This window comes from Lactonifactor sp. BIOML-A5, assembly GCF_009677585.1.
Classification (GTDB): domain Bacteria; phylum Bacillota; class Clostridia; order Lachnospirales; family Lachnospiraceae; genus Lactonifactor.
Genome location: NZ_WKYV01000005.1, coordinates 180,781 through 198,492, shown reverse-complemented (window position 1 = coordinate 198,492; position 17,712 = coordinate 180,781). Strand labels below are relative to the sequence as shown.

16 protein-coding genes are annotated in these 17,712 nt (G+C 48.5%); all 16 read right to left on the bottom strand.

The window, feature by feature from the left end:
- Nucleotides 1-9: 9 nt before the first annotated feature.
- The gene (greA, locus tag GKG41_RS05635) at nt 10-492 is read right to left on the bottom strand and encodes a transcription elongation factor GreA (protein ID WP_072854193.1); all 483 of its coding nucleotides are present in this window, start codon (nt 490-492) and stop codon (nt 10-12) included.
- Between the two features lie 186 nt (nt 493-678).
- Entirely contained in the window at nt 679-1,647 is a 969-nt protein-coding gene (dusB, locus tag GKG41_RS05630) for a tRNA dihydrouridine synthase DusB (protein WP_154257582.1), read from the bottom strand.
- 11 nt (nt 1,648-1,658) lie between these two features.
- Entirely contained in the window at nt 1,659-2,435 is a 777-nt protein-coding gene (locus tag GKG41_RS05625) for a type III pantothenate kinase (RefSeq protein WP_154257581.1), read from the bottom strand.
- 14 nt (nt 2,436-2,449) lie between these two features.
- Nucleotides 2,450-2,803, bottom strand: coding sequence for a DUF6145 family protein (locus tag GKG41_RS05620; RefSeq protein WP_154257580.1), 354 nt, complete (start codon nt 2,801-2,803; stop codon nt 2,450-2,452).
- Between the two features lie 26 nt (nt 2,804-2,829).
- A complete protein-coding gene (locus GKG41_RS05615) occupies nt 2,830-3,813 on the bottom strand; it encodes a biotin--[acetyl-CoA-carboxylase] ligase (protein ID WP_154257579.1) in 984 nt (327 codons plus the stop codon).
- 10 nt (nt 3,814-3,823) lie between these two features.
- Nucleotides 3,824-4,759: an ornithine carbamoyltransferase gene (gene argF / locus GKG41_RS05610; protein ID WP_154257578.1), complete on the bottom strand. Its 936-nt coding sequence runs from the start codon at nt 4,757-4,759 to the stop codon at nt 3,824-3,826.
- Nucleotides 4,760-4,779: 20 nt separating this feature from the next.
- Nucleotides 4,780-5,952: a patatin-like phospholipase family protein gene (locus tag GKG41_RS05605; protein ID WP_154257577.1), complete on the bottom strand. Its 1,173-nt coding sequence runs from the start codon at nt 5,950-5,952 to the stop codon at nt 4,780-4,782.
- A gap of 107 nt (nt 5,953-6,059) precedes the next feature.
- Complete coding sequence (locus tag GKG41_RS05600) at nt 6,060-6,989, bottom strand: SPFH domain-containing protein (RefSeq protein WP_072854186.1); 930 nt, start codon at nt 6,987-6,989, stop codon at nt 6,060-6,062.
- Between the two features lie 2 nt (nt 6,990-6,991).
- On the bottom strand, nt 6,992-7,423 hold the full coding sequence (locus GKG41_RS05595) for an NfeD family protein (protein ID WP_154257576.1): 432 nt from the start codon (nt 7,421-7,423) through the stop codon (nt 6,992-6,994).
- 164 nt (nt 7,424-7,587) lie between these two features.
- Nucleotides 7,588-8,403 (bottom strand): cell wall hydrolase, encoded by an 816-nt coding sequence (locus GKG41_RS05590; RefSeq protein WP_154257575.1) that lies wholly within the window; start codon nt 8,401-8,403, stop codon nt 7,588-7,590.
- 401 nt (nt 8,404-8,804) lie between these two features.
- Nucleotides 8,805-10,259, bottom strand: coding sequence for a 4-alpha-glucanotransferase (malQ, locus tag GKG41_RS05585; RefSeq protein ID WP_154257574.1), 1,455 nt, complete (start codon nt 10,257-10,259; stop codon nt 8,805-8,807).
- Nucleotides 10,260-10,274: 15 nt separating this feature from the next.
- Entirely contained in the window at nt 10,275-11,084 is an 810-nt protein-coding gene (locus GKG41_RS05580; protein WP_154257573.1) for an RNA methyltransferase, read from the bottom strand.
- A gap of 9 nt (nt 11,085-11,093) precedes the next feature.
- Nucleotides 11,094-11,744 carry a TrkA family potassium uptake protein gene (locus GKG41_RS05575; RefSeq protein WP_154257572.1) on the bottom strand — a complete coding sequence of 217 codons (651 nt, stop codon included), beginning with the start codon at nt 11,742-11,744 and terminating at the stop codon, nt 11,094-11,096.
- 12 nt (nt 11,745-11,756) lie between these two features.
- A complete protein-coding gene (locus tag GKG41_RS05570; protein WP_154257571.1) occupies nt 11,757-13,139 on the bottom strand; it encodes a potassium transporter TrkG in 1,383 nt (460 codons plus the stop codon).
- 19 nt (nt 13,140-13,158) lie between these two features.
- Nucleotides 13,159-14,160, bottom strand: coding sequence for a 6-phosphofructokinase (gene pfkA, locus GKG41_RS05565; protein ID WP_154257570.1), 1,002 nt, complete (start codon nt 14,158-14,160; stop codon nt 13,159-13,161).
- A gap of 60 nt (nt 14,161-14,220) precedes the next feature.
- Nucleotides 14,221-17,709 carry a DNA polymerase III subunit alpha gene (locus tag GKG41_RS05560; protein WP_154257569.1) on the bottom strand — a complete coding sequence of 1,163 codons (3,489 nt, stop codon included), beginning with the start codon at nt 17,707-17,709 and terminating at the stop codon, nt 14,221-14,223.
- Between the last annotated feature and the right edge of the window lie 3 nt (nt 17,710-17,712).

Genomic DNA, 17,712 nt, shown 5'->3' with positions numbered 1-17,712 from the left:
TCCACTCCCTTATACGTTTCTCTGTATTTCCAGAACTTTATATTCTATAATGCCGGACGGCATTTCCACACTTACCGTTTCCCCTGCTCTGGCCCCGATTAGAGCCTTGCCCACAGGAGACTCGTTGGAAATCTTTCCTTCCAGACTGTTCGCCTCTGTAGAGCCAACAATTTTAAACTCAATATCTTCTTCATATTCAAAGTCGTGTACCTTTACCTTACATCCAACACCAATCTTTTCAAGATCCACTTCATCTTCCACTACGACTTCTGCATTTTTCAGAATCTTCTCAATCTCTTCAATACGGGCTTCAATATCGCGCTGCTCATCCTTAGCTGCATCGTATTCAGCGTTCTCTGACAAGTCCCCCTGCTCTCTCGCCTCTTTAATCTTCTGTGCCACTTCTTTTCTGCGGTATACCTTCAGGTCCTGAAGCTCATCCTCTAATTTTTTCAGTCCCCCATAGGTAAGCAAGTTCTTCTTTTCTTCCATGTCTTATTCTACACCCTTTCTTACATATTAAAATTCTTGTCTTTCATGTTAAAATTTATGTGATAAATGCTTAGACTTTTCCTTTTAACAATCACAGTATTATAGCGGATACCAGAGGGATTGTCAAGGTTTTTCATGAAGTCGCAATTGGGGACAGGCCACTCTCAAAAAGGGACAGGCCATCCCTCATTTGGGACGTGTTCTTTTTAAAAGGAACACGTCCCTCTCCAGGTCCTCCAGACTCTCAATCTGGTTTACTCTCTCTCTCAGCCTTGCGGAATGGGGAAAGCCGGCGGTATACCAGGCAACATGCTTTCTCATCTCCCGGATTCCCGTATATTCCCCTTTGCACGCTATCTGCAGGCGGGTATGTCGGAGTATCATATCTGACACTTCATCCGCTGTCGGTTTGGGTTCTGTTTCTCCGGTGCGGAAGTAATGGAGAATCTGGTGAAACAGCCAGGGATTCCCCCGGGCGGCACGCCCTATCATGATTCCGTCGCATCCTGTCTCCTCCACCAGGGCTTTTGCCCGCTCGGGGGAGTCTACATCCCCGTTTCCTATGACTGGTATGGATACTGCCTCTTTTACCCGGCGTATAATGTCCCAGTCTGCCTTCCCTGAATAATATTGTTCTCTGGTTCTCCCGTGAACGGCAACTGCCGCCGCTCCGGCATCCTCTATAATTTTGGCTGTCTCCACTGCGTTTACACTGTCTTCTGTAAAACCCTTCCGTATTTTGACGGTTACCGGCTTAGAAATTGCTTTAACCGTTTTGCTCACTATTTCGTGAATCAGCCTGGGATTCTTCATAAGAGCAGACCCCTCTCCGTTATTCACTACCTTCGGAACCGGACAGCCCATATTAAGGTCCAGAATGTCAAAGGGCCGTTCTTCTATTTTCTTCGCCATCTCACTGATAATATCGGGATCTGATCCGAACAGCTGAAGGGCAACAGGGCGCTCCCTCTCATCTATTTCCATGAGCGCCTCTGTATTCTTGTTTCCGAAATAGATGGCCTTCGCACTGATCATCTCCATACACAGAAGCCCCGCCCCCTGTTCCTTGCACAGCAAACGAAAAGGCAGGTCAGTTACCCCTGCCATAGGTGCCAGAATCAGGTTATTCTCCAATACTACGTTGCCAATCTGCATGATTTTGCTACCTATCTGTCTTTCTTTGTTTTCTCGTAAATAATTTCCAGTCCCTTAAGGGTTAACTGGGTGTCATAGATGTCGATCATATCTGTCTCATCCGCTATAATTTTTCCCAGTCCCCCAGTCGCCACTACCTTGAGATTAATGAGGCCGGACTCCTCTTTTACCTTCTTAATGATATATTCGGTTTGTCCAATGTATCCGTACACAAGCCCTGCCTGCATGCTGGTGATGGTCTCCTTTGCCAGAATAGAGACAGGCTTTTCAATGGTAATCTTGGGAAGCTTAGCCGCGTCCTCCCAAAGAGCCCGGGCGCTGATCTCGATCCCAGGAGAAGTGATACCTGCCACAAAACTTCCGTCCTCCGTAATCAGATCATAGGTAGTAGCTGTCCCAAAGTCAAGAACAAGCACAGGCCCGCCGTACAGCGTGTATGCCGCCACGGCATCTACAATGCGGTCCGCTCCGATTTCCTTGGGATTTACTGCGCTTACCCGGATGCCTGTCTTTGTTCCAGGTCCTACATGAATGGGTTTTATGTCAAAGTATTTGATAATGCTGCTGCTGAGTGAGTGCATCACATCCGGCACTACCGAACTAATGATGACATCTTCGATCTCATGCCTTGAGATCCCTCTATACTCAAGCATATTACACATTAGTATCCCGTATTCATCCGATGTCCGGGACATTCTGGTGGTCATCCGATAGGTCCCCATCAATTCCTTTTCCCGGAATACCCCCAGGGTAATGTTGGTATTGCCTACATCGATTACTAGCAGCATGTCATCTCCTCCTCTTATTTTGTATCTTGTCTGTCCTCTTCCATATCCTCTCCCAGGAAGAAAACCCGGTAATATAATTCCAGGGATTCCAGAAGATCTCCCTTAGTTCTCTGCAGTTCTTTTATCTTAAGGGCGCTGCCAATCTCATCAAACATGGCATCCGCCTCCAGTGCTTCCACCTTAAATTCCAGGTTCCCGTCCTCATCATATTCCAGTGTGAGTATTCCGCCCACATCCTGTGTAAACAGCACACACATGATATGGAGCTCATCCTGAATGGACTGGGGAAGGGCGGCAAAATCCTGGTTAAAATAGTATTTTTCCTCATATGCACTTGCACCGCACAATACTACTCTGTCATCATACATAACCTTACCTCTATTTTCTGCAATTCTTACTCTGTATATCCATACAATCCCCGCACAGAAACCTCACCGGCAAAGACCCTGGTCACCGTTCCGTCCGTTCTCTCCACCAGCAGTTCCCCTTTCTCGTTAATTCCATGGGAAATGCCGGAATAATGTCCCTTGGGATCCAGCACCTTTATCTCTTTTCCGCAGTTAATCAGATGCTTATGGTAGTCCTCCAGAAGAAGCTTCAAATCCCCTGACTCCAGAAAACGTCCGTAGTTTTCCTCAAACCGTTTTAGAACTCCTGCTATGAGAGCCGCGCGGCTGTACATCCTGCCGCTTTCCAAAAAAAGAGAAGTAGCCACATCCTTAATTTCTTCGGCAAATTCCTTCGTGTTCACATTAATGCCGATCCCGGTGACCACGTATTCAATATACCCCATCTGCGCGCTCATCTCTGTGAGAATCCCGCACACCTTTTTTCCCGCCACTACAACATCATTGGGCCACTTAATCTGTGCCTCCAATCCGGTTTCCCCGGCTATGGCCTGGGCAACGCTGAGTCCCGCCACTATAGTAAGCATGGAAGCTTGTTCCGGGCCGAACTCGGGGCGTAGGAGGAGACTCATGGCAATGGTCGTTCCTCTGGGGGTCACCCAGCTTTTCCCCCTTCTGCCCTTCCCTTTTGTCTGGACATCGGCTACCGTAACGGTTCCGCCGGGAGCGCCGTCCTCCCCGGCCCTTTTGGCCCAGGTATTAGTGGAATCCACCTCATCCTGATACAAAAGATTCTGTCCCAGCCACCGGGTATTCAGACGGCTTATAATCTCGCCTTTTTGTATAACATCCGGAGCCTCAACCATATGATAACCCTTATTCTGCGCAGCCTCAATGACATATCCCTGCTCTCGCAGCTGCTTGATCGTCTTCCACACGGCGGTCCGGGAGACGCCCAGGATCTCGCACAGCTCCTGTCCGGAAACGTATCCCGGCGCCTCCCTCAATATCCTTAATAGTTCACCTTTCATAATAGAACAGCTACTCTCCTAAAGTTGCCACCATAACAGCTTTAATGGTGTGCATACGGTTCTCGGCTTCATCAAATACCACAGACTGGGCAGATTCAAATACCTCTTCTGTCACTTCATTTCCTTTTACCGCGGGGAGACAATGCATGAAGATCGTGCTGTCCTTTCCGGTCTTTTTCATAAGCTCCGCATTAACCTGATAAGGCTTCAGGAGCTCCACACGTTCTGCTGCCTTGCTCTCTTCTCCCATGGAACACCACACATCGGTGTAAATGACATCTGCCCCTGCCACATCATCCGTGGATTCTGAGAGGGTTATAGCAGATCCGGCCTGGTCCGCATATCCCTTACAGAGCTCCACCAGTTCCTCCTTGGGCCACAGAGCCTTGGGCGCTATAATTGTGAAATTAACCCCCATTTTGGCGCAGCCAATCATCAGGCTGTTTGCCATATTATTTCTCCCATCCCCCAGATAGGCGAAGTTCAGTCCTTTCAGGGTTCCCAGATGTTCCATCATAGTCAGAAAATCTGCCAGTATCTGGGTGGGGTGATAGTCATCGGTAAGTCCGTTCCACACAGGAACACCGCTGTACTTGGCCAGCATTTCCACGTGCTCATGCTTGAATCCCCGGAATTCAATCCCGTCAAACATACGTCCCAGAACTCTCGCCGTATCCTCAACACTCTCTTTGGCTCCCAGCTGGATATCGTTGGTTCCCAGATATTCCGGATGCGCGCCCTCATCGGTACACCCCACAGTAAACGCACATCTTGTGCGGGTAGAAGGTTTTTCAAAAATTAGTGCAATATTCTTTCCTTTCAGGCTGTTTCCCAGAATCCCCTGCTTTTTCTTAGCCTTTAGATCAGCTGCCAGATCCAAAAGCCCCTGGATCTCCTCCGGCGAAAAATCCTTTAGTGTTAAAAAATTACGTCCCTTTAAATTCATTCTCTTATCCTCCTGCTTATTTATATTAATATATCCTTAGAAATTATCTGCACAAACGCAGGCACAGGATCTCCCACAAGACGGTACAGTCTTCTGTTCACCTCATGCTGCAGTTCCTTCAGCGTATAGATTCTGTACTTCTGCACTCTGCACATTTTTGCCGTGGCCTCAAGCATTGTCAGATACAATTCCCTGTAAGTCCATTCCTTCCCCAGCTTTAGTTCGGATGCAATGGCTGGTAGTATCACTTCTATAAGCGTTCTCACTTCCATTCCCTCTGCCGGTTCCATGTGATAGGTTTCCAGAAGATAGTCCATAATGATTCTGTCCACGTCAATCAGCTGCTTTAAATAATAACACTCTTCCTGATTTTCTTCAATATAATATATTCGCCCCCCCAGGCCGTAGATAGCCCGCATGGCATCATAATAGCCGATCCGCATATTCCTTCGGCTCTTCTTGCTGTCAAAATCAATGATATTTCCCAGCTGAACTCTGGGAGCAACGGTAATCAAATTCGCATCCTCCGGCAGTTTTACCTTCTTTTCTCTGCCCACTCCATAGATCCGAATCATAATAATATCTTTGTATCCCCGATCCACCAGGGAGCCCAGGGGAACGTTGTTTATGGCCCCTCCGTCAATATATCTCTTTCCCCGGATTTTCTCATTTTTAAATACGGGAAACAAATAGGCGCTGGCCAGGAGGAAATCCTTCATGAGAGATTTGTCTACCTTTTTCAGATCAACATCCAGTTCCTTCAGCTCATCTACACAAAAAGTTAGTACATAGAGCTCTATGGGGGAGGCAAGGATGGCGTCCTCGTCAATATTTTTGGCTATCAGCTCCTTCAGGGGGGTTATATCCACCCCTCCTTCCGTCATAAATGCCAGGCCATCGCTGAGGGCTTCCGCAAGGCCCAGCTCCCCGTTAAACAGCTGCGCCATTTTCTCATCGTCCACATCCATAATCCTGGAATATGATATGGTTTCCCACACTTCCTCCGCATTTTCCAGATCTCCCATGCACATAAGAGCGCCGTTCAGTGCCCCTACGCTGGTGCCTGCAATCCCTTTGATCTTAACACCTGCCTCCACCAGGGCCTTCCACGCACCAATCTGATATGCGCCCTTTGCGCCGCCCCCCTCAAGCACAATTCCATATTCTTTTGTCATGTCTATTACTGGTAACATAGGACTGCCTCCCTGCTGCAATTTGACTGGTTTACTGTCCGGTGTGGTTCAGGATAGCAAAGAACGGACGTATCGTCAGTGATACCTCCGTTCCCGATGTTCGGTTTCTATTTTTCCTTATCCTTCATAACCTCGGCCAGCGAGGATGCAAGTCCTGCGATCCCCTGAATATCTGACGGAATAATAATCTTAGTGGCCTTGCCGTCAGCCGCCTTTTCGAATGCCTGCAGACTCTTGATGGTCAGCACCGCATTGTCAGCTCCGGCCTCCCGGATCATGCGGATTCCCTGTGCATTCGCCTCCTGAACCTTCAGAATCGCCTCTGCCTGCCCCTCTGCCTCACGGATCATCTTTTCCTTCTCTGCCTCCGCCCTCAGGATAGCAGCCTGTTTCTCAGCCTCAGCGTCCAGGATAACGGATTCTTTTTTACCTTCCGCTACCAAAATGGTGGACTTCTTCTCACCCTCAGCGATAAGGATTGACTCCCTCCGCTCACGCTCTGCCTTCATCTGTTTCTCCATGGCATCCTGAATAGCTGACGGAGGAATGATATTCTTAAGCTCCACGCGGTTCACCTTTATGCCCCATGGGTCTGTGGCAATATCCAGGGATGCTCTCATCTTTGTATTGATAATCTCTCTGGATGTAAGGGTCTCATCCAGTTCCATATCGCCGATAATATTTCTCAGAGTAGTAGCTGTCAGATTCTCAATAGCCATAATAGGGTTCTCCACGCCATAGGCGAAGAGTCTCGGGTCTGTAATCTGAAAGAATACTACCGTATCAATTCTCATGGTTACATTATCCTTGGTAATAACTGGCTGGGGGGCAAAATCCACCACCTGCTCCTTCAGATTCACCCTCTTGGCTATTCTCTCAATAAAAGGAATTTTAAAATGAATGCCTACGCCCCAAGTACCCCGGAACATCCCAAGGCGTTCTACAACAAGAGCATGTGCCTGGGGAACAATTTTTACACAAGATGCCAGTACAATCAATGCCAGGATGATAAAGACTAATAAAACGATAAATCCCATAACTAGTTCTCCTCTTCTACAATCAGTTTTACGCCCTCAACGGTTACTACATTTACAATCGCATCCTTAGGAATAATTTTGCCGTTCTGGGATCTGGCAGTCCACTCAAGGCCATTCATCTTCACCTGCCCAGTTCCCTGAATATTATTGATCTCCTGAAGAACCACTGCCTTCTGCCCGGGAAGACTTTCCACATTGGTCTTTTCCACCTTCTTGTTGAGCAATCGGGCAGCTGCCGGTCTTGTAAACACTAAAAGAATGAAAGATACAACAATAAACAGTGTAATCTGCAGCCACAAAGGACCTCCCACCAGGGAAACAAGAAATGCAACGAGGGCTCCGCCGGCAAACCAGATCGTTGTAAGCCCCAAAGTCGCAATCTCAATAATCAACAGTACTGCCAGAATCACAAGCCATATAATAGGTACTTGCATAATATCACCCCTCTTTGTCCGTTATTATTTTTGCTCATTCTTTGTTATATCATACTATAACAGACACAAAAATACAATGGGGGACGTGTTCCTTTGAAAAAGAACACGTCCCCTTTTGCACTCAGGGTGTCCCAAAATCGGACAGCCCTGTCCCTTTTTAGTTTTTAATAAAAATGCTGATTTCCTATTTGTATTCCCTTGCCGCTTCCGGCGCTGAAAAAGAGCTTATCTCCAACTGTGTTGGCTCCGTTTAATACGTCTCTGGCTGCTTCGTAACAGTCCTCCCTGGCCCCTCTGGAGAGTACACGGGAAAGTTTTCCGCTGGCCACCGGTGAAAACTGGCCTCTCTGGTAGATAACCTCAGAGATAGTGTTGGGGAATTTGCTGCTGTTTACTCGGTTCATAACTACCGCACCAACTGCAACTTTTCCTTCGTAGCTTTCCCCTCCGGCCTCACATTCTATAATGGCCGCCATGAGATCCAGGTCATCCTGGCTGACGGAAACTGCTGTCTCCGCGGTCTCTTCACTTTCCTGTTCCTGGCTTCCCGGCTCCTCCTGGGGTGCTTCCGCCTCCTGAGGACGGGCTTCTATTACTTCTGCCCATACAGATATGTCTTCCGTGCCATAGGTACTAACATAGAGATCTCTTGCTGCTTCCTCGGATACCAGAAGGTCTCCGCGTATGTACCCTTCCACATCACCGGAAGACACCTGAATCCATCCGTCCTTTTCCCCAACCGCTACGGCTACGCCGCCTTTGGGAAGACGTCCGACTCTCTGACTGTTGATAGATGCATCCACCCGGATATTGGCATAAGTGTTCACATCTGCTGCTACTTTATCTGTCCAGACCGCTTCTGTCTGGGTGTTATCGGGGGTATCGCCTGTGGTATCCGCGAAGGTGGGAACTGTCATTGCCAGGGACAACGCCAGCGCACCGCCCATACTGTATACTACATGTTTTGTTCTTGCTCTCATACTTACCTCCTGAACAATTTCTATAAATTTTAATTTTGTTTTTTGAAATTGTTACAAACTTATTAATTTTTGTTACGAATGTATTGTATCAAGATTACGTATTATTGTCAAGCGGGTATTTTCTGTCACTTTTTGGAAAGGAAGGGGAGGGGACGGAAACCGGCAGGGCCCGGGGATGGCAAGGCAAAGCACAGGCAGAGATGCTTGCTGCTTCATTTCTCCTCAGCTAACTGCCTGGCCGTTCACTAAGAATCTCAGGAGAGCCTTCGCTTCTAAGTGAACGCCGGCAGTGGATCTTCGGACGCATTCCGCAGTCTGCGCATCTCTGCCTGTGCTTTGCCTTGCCATCCCCGGGCCCTGCCGGTTTCCTGGATATACAAGACGATACTTTTTATTTTTTGTTATGTTCTGTTAAAATATGGGGTCCATTTTTTTAGTGCCTGCCGCATTTCCTGGTAATCCGGAAGTTTCCACTCCCAGTTGGGGCTTCCCACGGTGGATGGGGTGTTTAGCCTTGCACGGCTGTCGTACTCCAGCAGGTCTGCGGCGGGGAGGATCGCGTATTCGGCTGGACTGGACAAGGCATAGGCTATGAGACGGCTGGCAGGGGTTCCGTTTTTAAAACCATTTTTCTTCAAAAATCGGCGAATTTTACGTTTTTTGGCAGCTGTTTGCTCCTGATACCAGCCGCGGATCGTGTCATTATCGTGGGTTCCGGTGTAGATTATCATGTTTTCTGTATCCCTGAACCTATCCCTGGCATATTTCCCCTGGGTGTCTATGGTAAATTGAAGAATCTTCATTCCCTTCAGATGATAGTGTTCCTTCAGCGTATGGACCTGGGGGCGGAGTTCTCCCAGATCCTCCGCAACGAGGGATATCTCGGGAATCTCCCGGTAAAGGGTGTCTAAAACCTCATATCCGGGAGCCTCCACCCACTCACCTTCAATGGCTGTGGGACAGGAGGCGGGAATCTTCCAGAACGTGTCGAAGGCCCTGAAGTGATCGATTCGGATAATGTCGAACAGCCGGCTGTTATACTCCATACGGTCTGTCCAGAAACGGTACCCGGTTTCTCTCATATAGTCCCAGTCATAAATCGGATTCCCCCACCTCTGGCCGTCGGCGCTGAAATAATCCGGCGGCACTCCGGCGATAAAAGACGGATTCCCCTCTGCATCCAGGAGGAAGTTCTCTTTCTGCGCCCAGACATCCACAGAGTCCACCCCCACATAAAAAGGAACATCCCCCATAATTCGGACTCCCTTTTCATTGGCATACTGCTTCAGCTTCATCCACTGGCGGCAAAAAACATATTGAAGGAATATCTGGTATCGAATCTCCCCTTCATAAGGCATTACATCTGCCGTTCTTTCCTCCGGCCATGCCTTAAGCTCTGCAGGCCAGGTATTCCAGCAGGCATCCCCCTCAGCCCTGCGGAACGCCCGGAACACTCCATACTCTCTTACCCAGTCCTGCCGGGCAAACTTCAGATATTCTTCATCCTCCTGAAAAGCTGAAAATGCATTTCTCAAAATGGCATCCTTATACGCTCTCACTTTCCCGTACCGGATACGCTGCCCGTCTTTCCAGGGACCAGCCGGTGGTATGTCTGTCAGCAGCCCCTCCTGCCTCAGTTCCTCCAGACTGATATAGATTTCATCTCCGGCCCTGGAAGAGTAGGGCTGATAAGGGGAATTCCCATACCCCAGAGGGGTTAAGGGAAGAATCTGCCAGATTCCTGCCCCGGCCTCTGCTATCATGTCAATCCATTCATATGCAAAAGTCCCCAGTTCTCCAACCCCCGTACAGGAAGGAAGAGATGCCACTGGGAGCAAAATACCCGTTTCTTTCATTATGTTCCGCCTCCTTTAACCTCTTCTCTGCCTGTATGCTTCATAGGCCAGGATCCCGCATGCCATAGCGGCATTCAGGGACTCTACCTGCCCGCACATAGGTATTCTAATCTTCACATCCGCCCCAAAAGACAGAGAATCAGACAGGCCGTTCCCCTCGTTTCCTATAAAAAATCCTGTACCCCTGGTATAGTCCTGCCTGTCATAGTCGCTGGTCCCCCTAAGGTGCGCGGCATAGGTAGTAATTCCCGCATCCTTCAGACGGGGCAGTATCTCCAAAAGAGAGTCCGTATAGAGAAACGGAACCCGGTAGACAGAGCCCATGGTAGACCGTATCACCTTAGGATTATAGATGTCCACGGTACTTCTGCTCATTATCACACCGGTAACCCCTGCCCCCTCTCCGGTTCTCAGGATAGTTCCCAGATTACCCGGATCCTGGAGATCTTCCAGAAGAAGCAGGAAGGGCGGCCCCTCTTTGGTATTCCCCCCAAGGACCTCCTCGAGGGTATACTCCATCTGCTGCATAACACAGAGAATCCCCTGGGGGGTCATGGTATCCGAAAGGCCTTTAAACACTCTGTCCTCCACCACTTCTGTCCCCTGACTGTCCGGGCTGAACCCCTTACTCTCCAGCAAATCTCTGTGTTCCTTTTTTTCCAGAAAACTTTGGGAACAATATATTTTCTTAATTTTATCTCGTGGGGCCTCGGCGAACATTTTGCTGCCCTCCACCACAAAAAGCCCCTGCTCCTTCCGGGCCCTGGGCTTTTTCTCCAGCTGTACAATATTCTTAATCTGGGGATTGGATGTACTGGTAATCATATCTTCCACCTACCTCTGCAATCTGGCAAGACTCTCATTCTCACCTACTATCATTAGCGTCTGCTCTCTGAGAAACGGTTGGTCCGGCTTTACATTTACCTGCACATCGTCTCCCACCTTTACGCCAACTACATTCACCCCAAATTTATCCCTGAGGTTCAGATCGATTAAAGTCTTCCCTGCCCATTCCTCGGGCACCGGCAGCTCAGCCAGACTAAACTTGGAGGAGAGCTCAAAAAAGTCAACGAATCCCCCTGACATCAGGTTCTTGGCAACCCTGGTTCCCATGGACCATTCCGGATGGATAATCTCATCCGCGCCTACTTTCTTCAGGATGGTTGCATGGAGCTTGTTCACAGCCTTCGCCATGACATACTTCACGCCTGCCTCCTTCGCAAATATAGTAGCCATAATACTGGCCTCCATATTCTCGGCGACCCCGACAACCACCACATCCACATTGGAGATTCCGAGAGATTCCAGAACCCCCGTCTCTGTAATGTCCGCCCGGGCCGCATAGGAAACCTCCTTGGCAATGCTATGCACAATTTCTTCATCTGTGTCCACTGCCATTACCTCAAAGCCGGCTTTTGCCAGTGTCTCTGCCACTGCATATCCAAACTTACCCAAGCCGATAACTGCGTAGGATTTCTTTCCCATATCACGTTCCTCCTATCCGATCAATATCTTTTCTTCCGGCAGGTGTATATTCGAGGTCTGCCTGCGGGCCTGTATCGTTACCGCCGTAGCCAGTGTTACCGGTCCGATCCTGCCGATATACATGGTAAGAATTACAATCAACTTTCCCGCTGCGGTAAGATTAGGTGTCAGTCCCCTGCTCAGACCGACGGTCCCCACAGCAGAAGTCATTTCATATAAAATATCGAGAAAGGGAGCATCAGACACCAGGGTAATCCCCACAACGGATATAAAAAGGACACTGAAGCTTACCAGCACCACAATCAGCGCTGTACGGATGTAGGTATCGGACACCTTCCTCCGGAATACCTCTGTCTCCTTCTTTCCCCGCAGAAAAGTTACCGCTGTCAGGACCAGTACCCAGACAGTTGTCGTTTTCACTCCGCCGGCGGTCCCCATAGGGGAACCCCCGATGAACATCAGGAGCATACACACCATCACCGATGCCTCTCTCAGTTTATCCTGTGCAATCGTAAAAAATCCGGCAGTCCTGCAGGTAACCGACTGAAACAGAGATGCCATCCAGGTCTGTCCCGGGGTAAAATCTCCCATGGTGCCGGGATTATGATTCTCGAACAAAAAGATTAGCACAGTCCCCCCTGCAATAAGAATCGCCGTACTGCTCAGCACAAGTTTTGAGTTCAGGTTCAGATACCTCCAGGTTTTCTTCCATTCTATCTCTTTTTTAACGATTCTTCTGCCTGTCCCCACAAGATCCCACCAAACCATATAGCCAAGGCCGCCAATCACAATCAGACCGATGGTGGTGAAGTTGACCAGAGGGCTGGTTGCATACGCCGCCAGGCTGGTATCTCCCATAATGTCCATTCCTGCATTGCAGAACGAGGATACTGCATTAAAAACAGACACACAGAATCCCTTTCCCGCGCCGAACCTGGGGATAAATGCAAAGCAGTATAAAACCACTCCCATTCCCTCCACAATAAGCGTTCCAGCCACAATCTTCCGGATCAGCCTGGCAAGGCCGCTCATAGAGTCCAGATTAAAGGATTCCCGTATCCTGTTCCTGTCATTCAGCGTGATCCGCTTTCCCACAACCATTAACACAATAGTACTCATGGTGATAATACCAAAACCGCCCAGCTGGATTAATATCAGGATCACAGCCTTTCCGAACACAGACCAATTGCCTGCTGTAGATACCGTAGTCAGCCCGGTAACACACACAGAAGTGGTAGCAGTAAATAATGCGTCAATAAAGGTGGTATGCACTCCAGGAGCCGAAGATATCGGCAGATATAAAAGAATTGTGCCTACAAAAATTACCCCCGCAAAACCGAGGGCAATTATTTGTGCTGTTTTTAATTTTGTACCGAGATTTTTTAAAGAATTCATGAGCAATGTCTCTTAACTGTTATTTTACATTTTTGCTGTAATTGTGGGATAGGGCATGACCTATCTCATAGGTATATTCAGGAATCGACTTAGTCATAGCCAGCGCCTCGTTAATATCAAAATCAACATATTCCCCATTCTTATAGCCGATTACCCGCTGCGTCTTTCCTTCCAGAAGGACATCCACAGCCTTTGCACCCATTATGGACGCATATACACGGTCCTTACAGGTAGGGCTGCCGCCACGCTGCATATGGCCCAGAATGGTTGCTCTGGTTTCAATTCCTGTGGCAGCCTCAATTCGCTTTGCCATAGCCTCAGAATGTCCGATACCCTCCGCGTTAATGATGATATGATGCTTCTTGCCTCTCTTGCGGTTCTCAATGATATTATTGATTACCTTCTGTTCATCGTAATCATATTTTTCAGGAAGAAGAATATCCTCAGCACCGTTGGCGATTCCGCACCACAGGGCCAGATATCCCGCATTTCTTCCCATAACTTCTATAATACTGCAGCGTTCGTGAGAGGTTGAGGTATCCCGTACCTTATCAATCGCCTCCATGGCTGTATTTACCGCAGTGTCAAACCCAATTGTATATTCTGTGCAGGCAATATCCAGGTCAATGGTGCCCGGAACACCTACGGTATTGATTCCCAGATTGGCCAGCTTCTGGGCGCCGGCAAAGGATCCGTCACCGCCGATGACTACCAGTGCATCAATCCCGTGCTTCCTGCAGATCTCAGCTCCTCTTTTCTGTCCCTCTTCCGTACGGAACTCCGCACAGCGGGCCGTATAGAGAATGGTGCCTCCCCGCTCAATGGTATCTGAAACGTCAACTGCCGTCATATCAATAATTTCTTCATTCAGCAAACCATTGTATCCTTTTAAAATGCCCTTCATCTTACAGCCTTTGGACAATCCCCGCCTTACAACCGCACGAATCGCTGCGTTCATACCCGGGGCATCTCCGCCGCTGGTTAAAACACCGATAGTTTTTATCTCTTTCTTAGCAGTCATCTTATCCCTCCATTAATTGTCTGCACATTTTTTAACAATCTTCCACTATTCGTTCCTATTCTAATGCATTTTCATGAGTTTTTCAATACTCTTTTCTACAAGTTTAACGTTGCCTTCACCGTATTTTTCCCGCAATTTGACGAAAATGCCGGTTTCAAGATCCACGTTCATAGAGGAGGGAAGCATTTTTTTTGCTTTTTCAGAACGAAGATAGATCATCACCTGGCTTTTCCCGGGACAGCTGCTGATTTCCCCATAGAGTTCCTCCCGGGCATTTCTAAATTCCTCCAGATCTTCAAACTGCACCCAGAGTTCCCTGGGTACCGCCTCAAAGGAAAGGATTTTTTCACAGATAAGTTTGCTGGGTTTATCATCCTCCACCGAGATTCTCCCCTGGATAAATACTTTTGAGTCTACTTCCATCAGCATGGCGTTGTTTTCATAATCCCGGGGGAATACCACAACCTCCACAGTCCCCAGCAGATCTTCCAGGGTAAGGAAGGCCATTGTCTTATTGTTTTTTGTGTATTTTATCGTTTTGCCGGTAATCATTCCGCCCAGGACCGCTTTTGCTCCGTCGTAAACCTTGGGCATACCAGTCTCCTCGTCAGGCATAAAGTCTGAGGTAACTGCCGTTATATTTTTTCTCCATATCTGTTCATATTCTTCCAAGGGATGGCCGCTGATATACACGCCCAGAACCTCTTTTTCAAATGCCAGCAATGTTTCCTTCTCATATTCCTTCACATCCGGCATTCTCACTTCATACTCCAGCTTTTCTTCCTCAGAAACCAGATCAAAGAGGCTCATCTGCCCTGCCATAACAGTCTTTTTTTCCTGGTTGACTCCATCCAGAATCTGGGCATAGACCATCATCTGCTGGCGGCGGTTTCCAGGCAGGCTGTCAAAGGCTCCTGCCTTGATAAAGTTCTCAAGGGTCCTTTTGTTCACTTCCTTGCCCGACAGGCGTTCTATGAAATCTTTCAGAGTCTTAAAGGGCCCGTGTTCTGCTCTCTCCTCCACAATAGCCTGGATCACCGGACGGCCGATGCTTTTAATGGCAGACAGCCCATAGCGTATATCGTGTCCCTCAACGGAAAAGGCACTTTCTCCTGTATTGATATCAGGGGGCAGAATCTGGATTCCCATCTGGCGGCAGGTCAGAATGTACTCGGAAACCTTGGTTGGCATTTCGATTACGGATGTCATTAAAGCAGCCATATATTCTACAGGGAAATAGCATTTCAGATAGGCGGTCTGGTACGATACCACCGCATACGCAGCCGCATGGGACTTATTAAATGCGTATTTGGCAAAGTCAATCATCTCATCGTAAATTTTATTAGCTGTCTTTTCACTGATTCCCCGGTTGATGCATCCGGGCACCCCTTCCTCTTCATTTCCGTATACAAAGCTCTGGCGTTCTTTTTCCATGACAGACGCCTTCTTCTTGGACATGGCCCTTCGAAGAAGATCGCTTCTTCCCAGGGTGTAGCCTGCCAGAGCCTGTACAATCTGCATTACCTGCTCCTGGTAGACGATACACCCGTAGGTTGCCTTTAGAATAGGCTCAAGCTGGGGGCAGTCATAGGTAATTGTCTCCGGGTGGTTTTTTCCCCGGATATACTGGGGAATAAAATCCATGGGGCCGGGACGGTAAAGGGAAATTCCCGCAATAATATCCTCCAGGCTCTGGGGACGCAGTTCCTTCATAAAGTTCTTCATCCCCGCGCTCTCCAGCTGAAAAATGCCCTCAGTTTTACCGCTTCCCACAAGGGTCAGCACCTGTGGATCATTATAATCAATGGCATCTAGTTCCAGCGGATGCCCAAGACTTTTTTCCACAAGCTTCTGGGCATTCTGGATAACCGTCAGAGTCCGCAAGCCTAAAAAGTCCATTTTCAGGAGCCCCAGCTCCTCCAGCGTCGTCATGGTGAACTGTGTGGTAATGGAACCGTCAGAGGCTCTGGAGAGGGGTACATACTCGTCCACCGGTTTCTGGCTGATCACCACGCCTGCCGCATGCATAGACGTGTGGCGGGGCAGCCCCTCCAGACGCCGGGACATATCAATAAGCTTCTGAACCGTATCATCTTCCTCGTACATCTCCCGGAGCTCACGATTCATCTTCAGCGCTTTATCTATGGTAATATTCAATTCATTGGGAATCATCTTGGCGATGGTGTCACACTGGGCATACGGCAGATCCATGACACGCCCAACATCCCGGATCACACCTCTGGCCGCCATAGTACCGAAAGTTACAATCTGGACCACCCGGTCCTTCCCGTACTTTTCCACCACATAATCAATGACCTCCTGGCGTCGTTCAAAGCAAAAATCCACATCAATATCCGGCATGGATACACGTTCCGGATTCAGGAAACGCTCAAACAGAAGATCATAGCGGATGGGATCCAGCTGTGTAATCCCAAGCGTATACGCTACCAGGCTGCCTGCGGCAGAGCCTCTTCCGGGCCCTACAATAATATCCTTTTCCCTGGCATAACGGATGAAATCCCATACAATAAGAAAGTAATCCACGTATCCCATGTTGGAGATAACACCCAGCTCATAATCCAGGCGCTGAGAAAGCTCCTCAGCCCGTTTTGGGGAATACTTATCCCGCAGGCCGTCAAAGCACAGTTTGTTCAGGTACTCCCAGGCCGTATATCCCTGTGGAACGTCAAATCTTGGCAGCTTGGTGACGCCGAATTCTATCTCGACGTTGCATCGCTCGGCTATTTTATGGGTATTTTCCAGAGCCTCCAGAGCATAAGGAAACAGCGCTTCCATCTCCTGGGGTGACTTTACATAATACTGCCCCCCCTCGTAGCGCATTCTATCCTCATCCTGAAGTTTTTTTCCGGTCTGGACACAGAGAAGAATGTCATGGGATTCAGCATCTGTGTCATAAGTATAATGCACGTCGTTAGTTGCGATCAGGGGAATTCCCAGCTCCTGACTCATACGCATAAGCTGCTGATTCACGTACTGCTGCTCCGGGATCCCGTGATCCTGAAGCTCCAGGAAAAAATTCCCCTTTCCAAATACGTTTTCATATTTTAATGCGGCTTGCTTCGCCTCTTCGTAAAATATCTTTGTAATATTTCTTGCAACTTCTCCTGCAAGGCAGGCGGATGATGCAATAATTCCTTCATGGAATTCTTCCAACACTTCCATATCCACCCTGGGTTTGTAATAGAAGCCTTCTACAAATCCCTTGGATACTATTTTCATCAGGTTGTGATAGCCCTGATCATTCTCTGCCAGCAGTACCAGATGGTAATAGCGGTCCTCGCCCCCGGTGAGTTCTTTGTCAAATCTGGAATTCGGGGCCACATAAACCTCGCAGCCCATAATGGGTTTGATTCCCTGGGCTTTGGCTTCCCTATAAAAATCAATGCACCCAAACATGACCCCATGGTCTGTTATGGCTGCACTGTCCATCCCCAGTTCTTTTACTCTGGATACATATTCTTTTATTTTATTAGAACCATCCAGCAGGCTGTACTCTGTATGCACATGTAAATGGGTAAATTGTGTCATAGC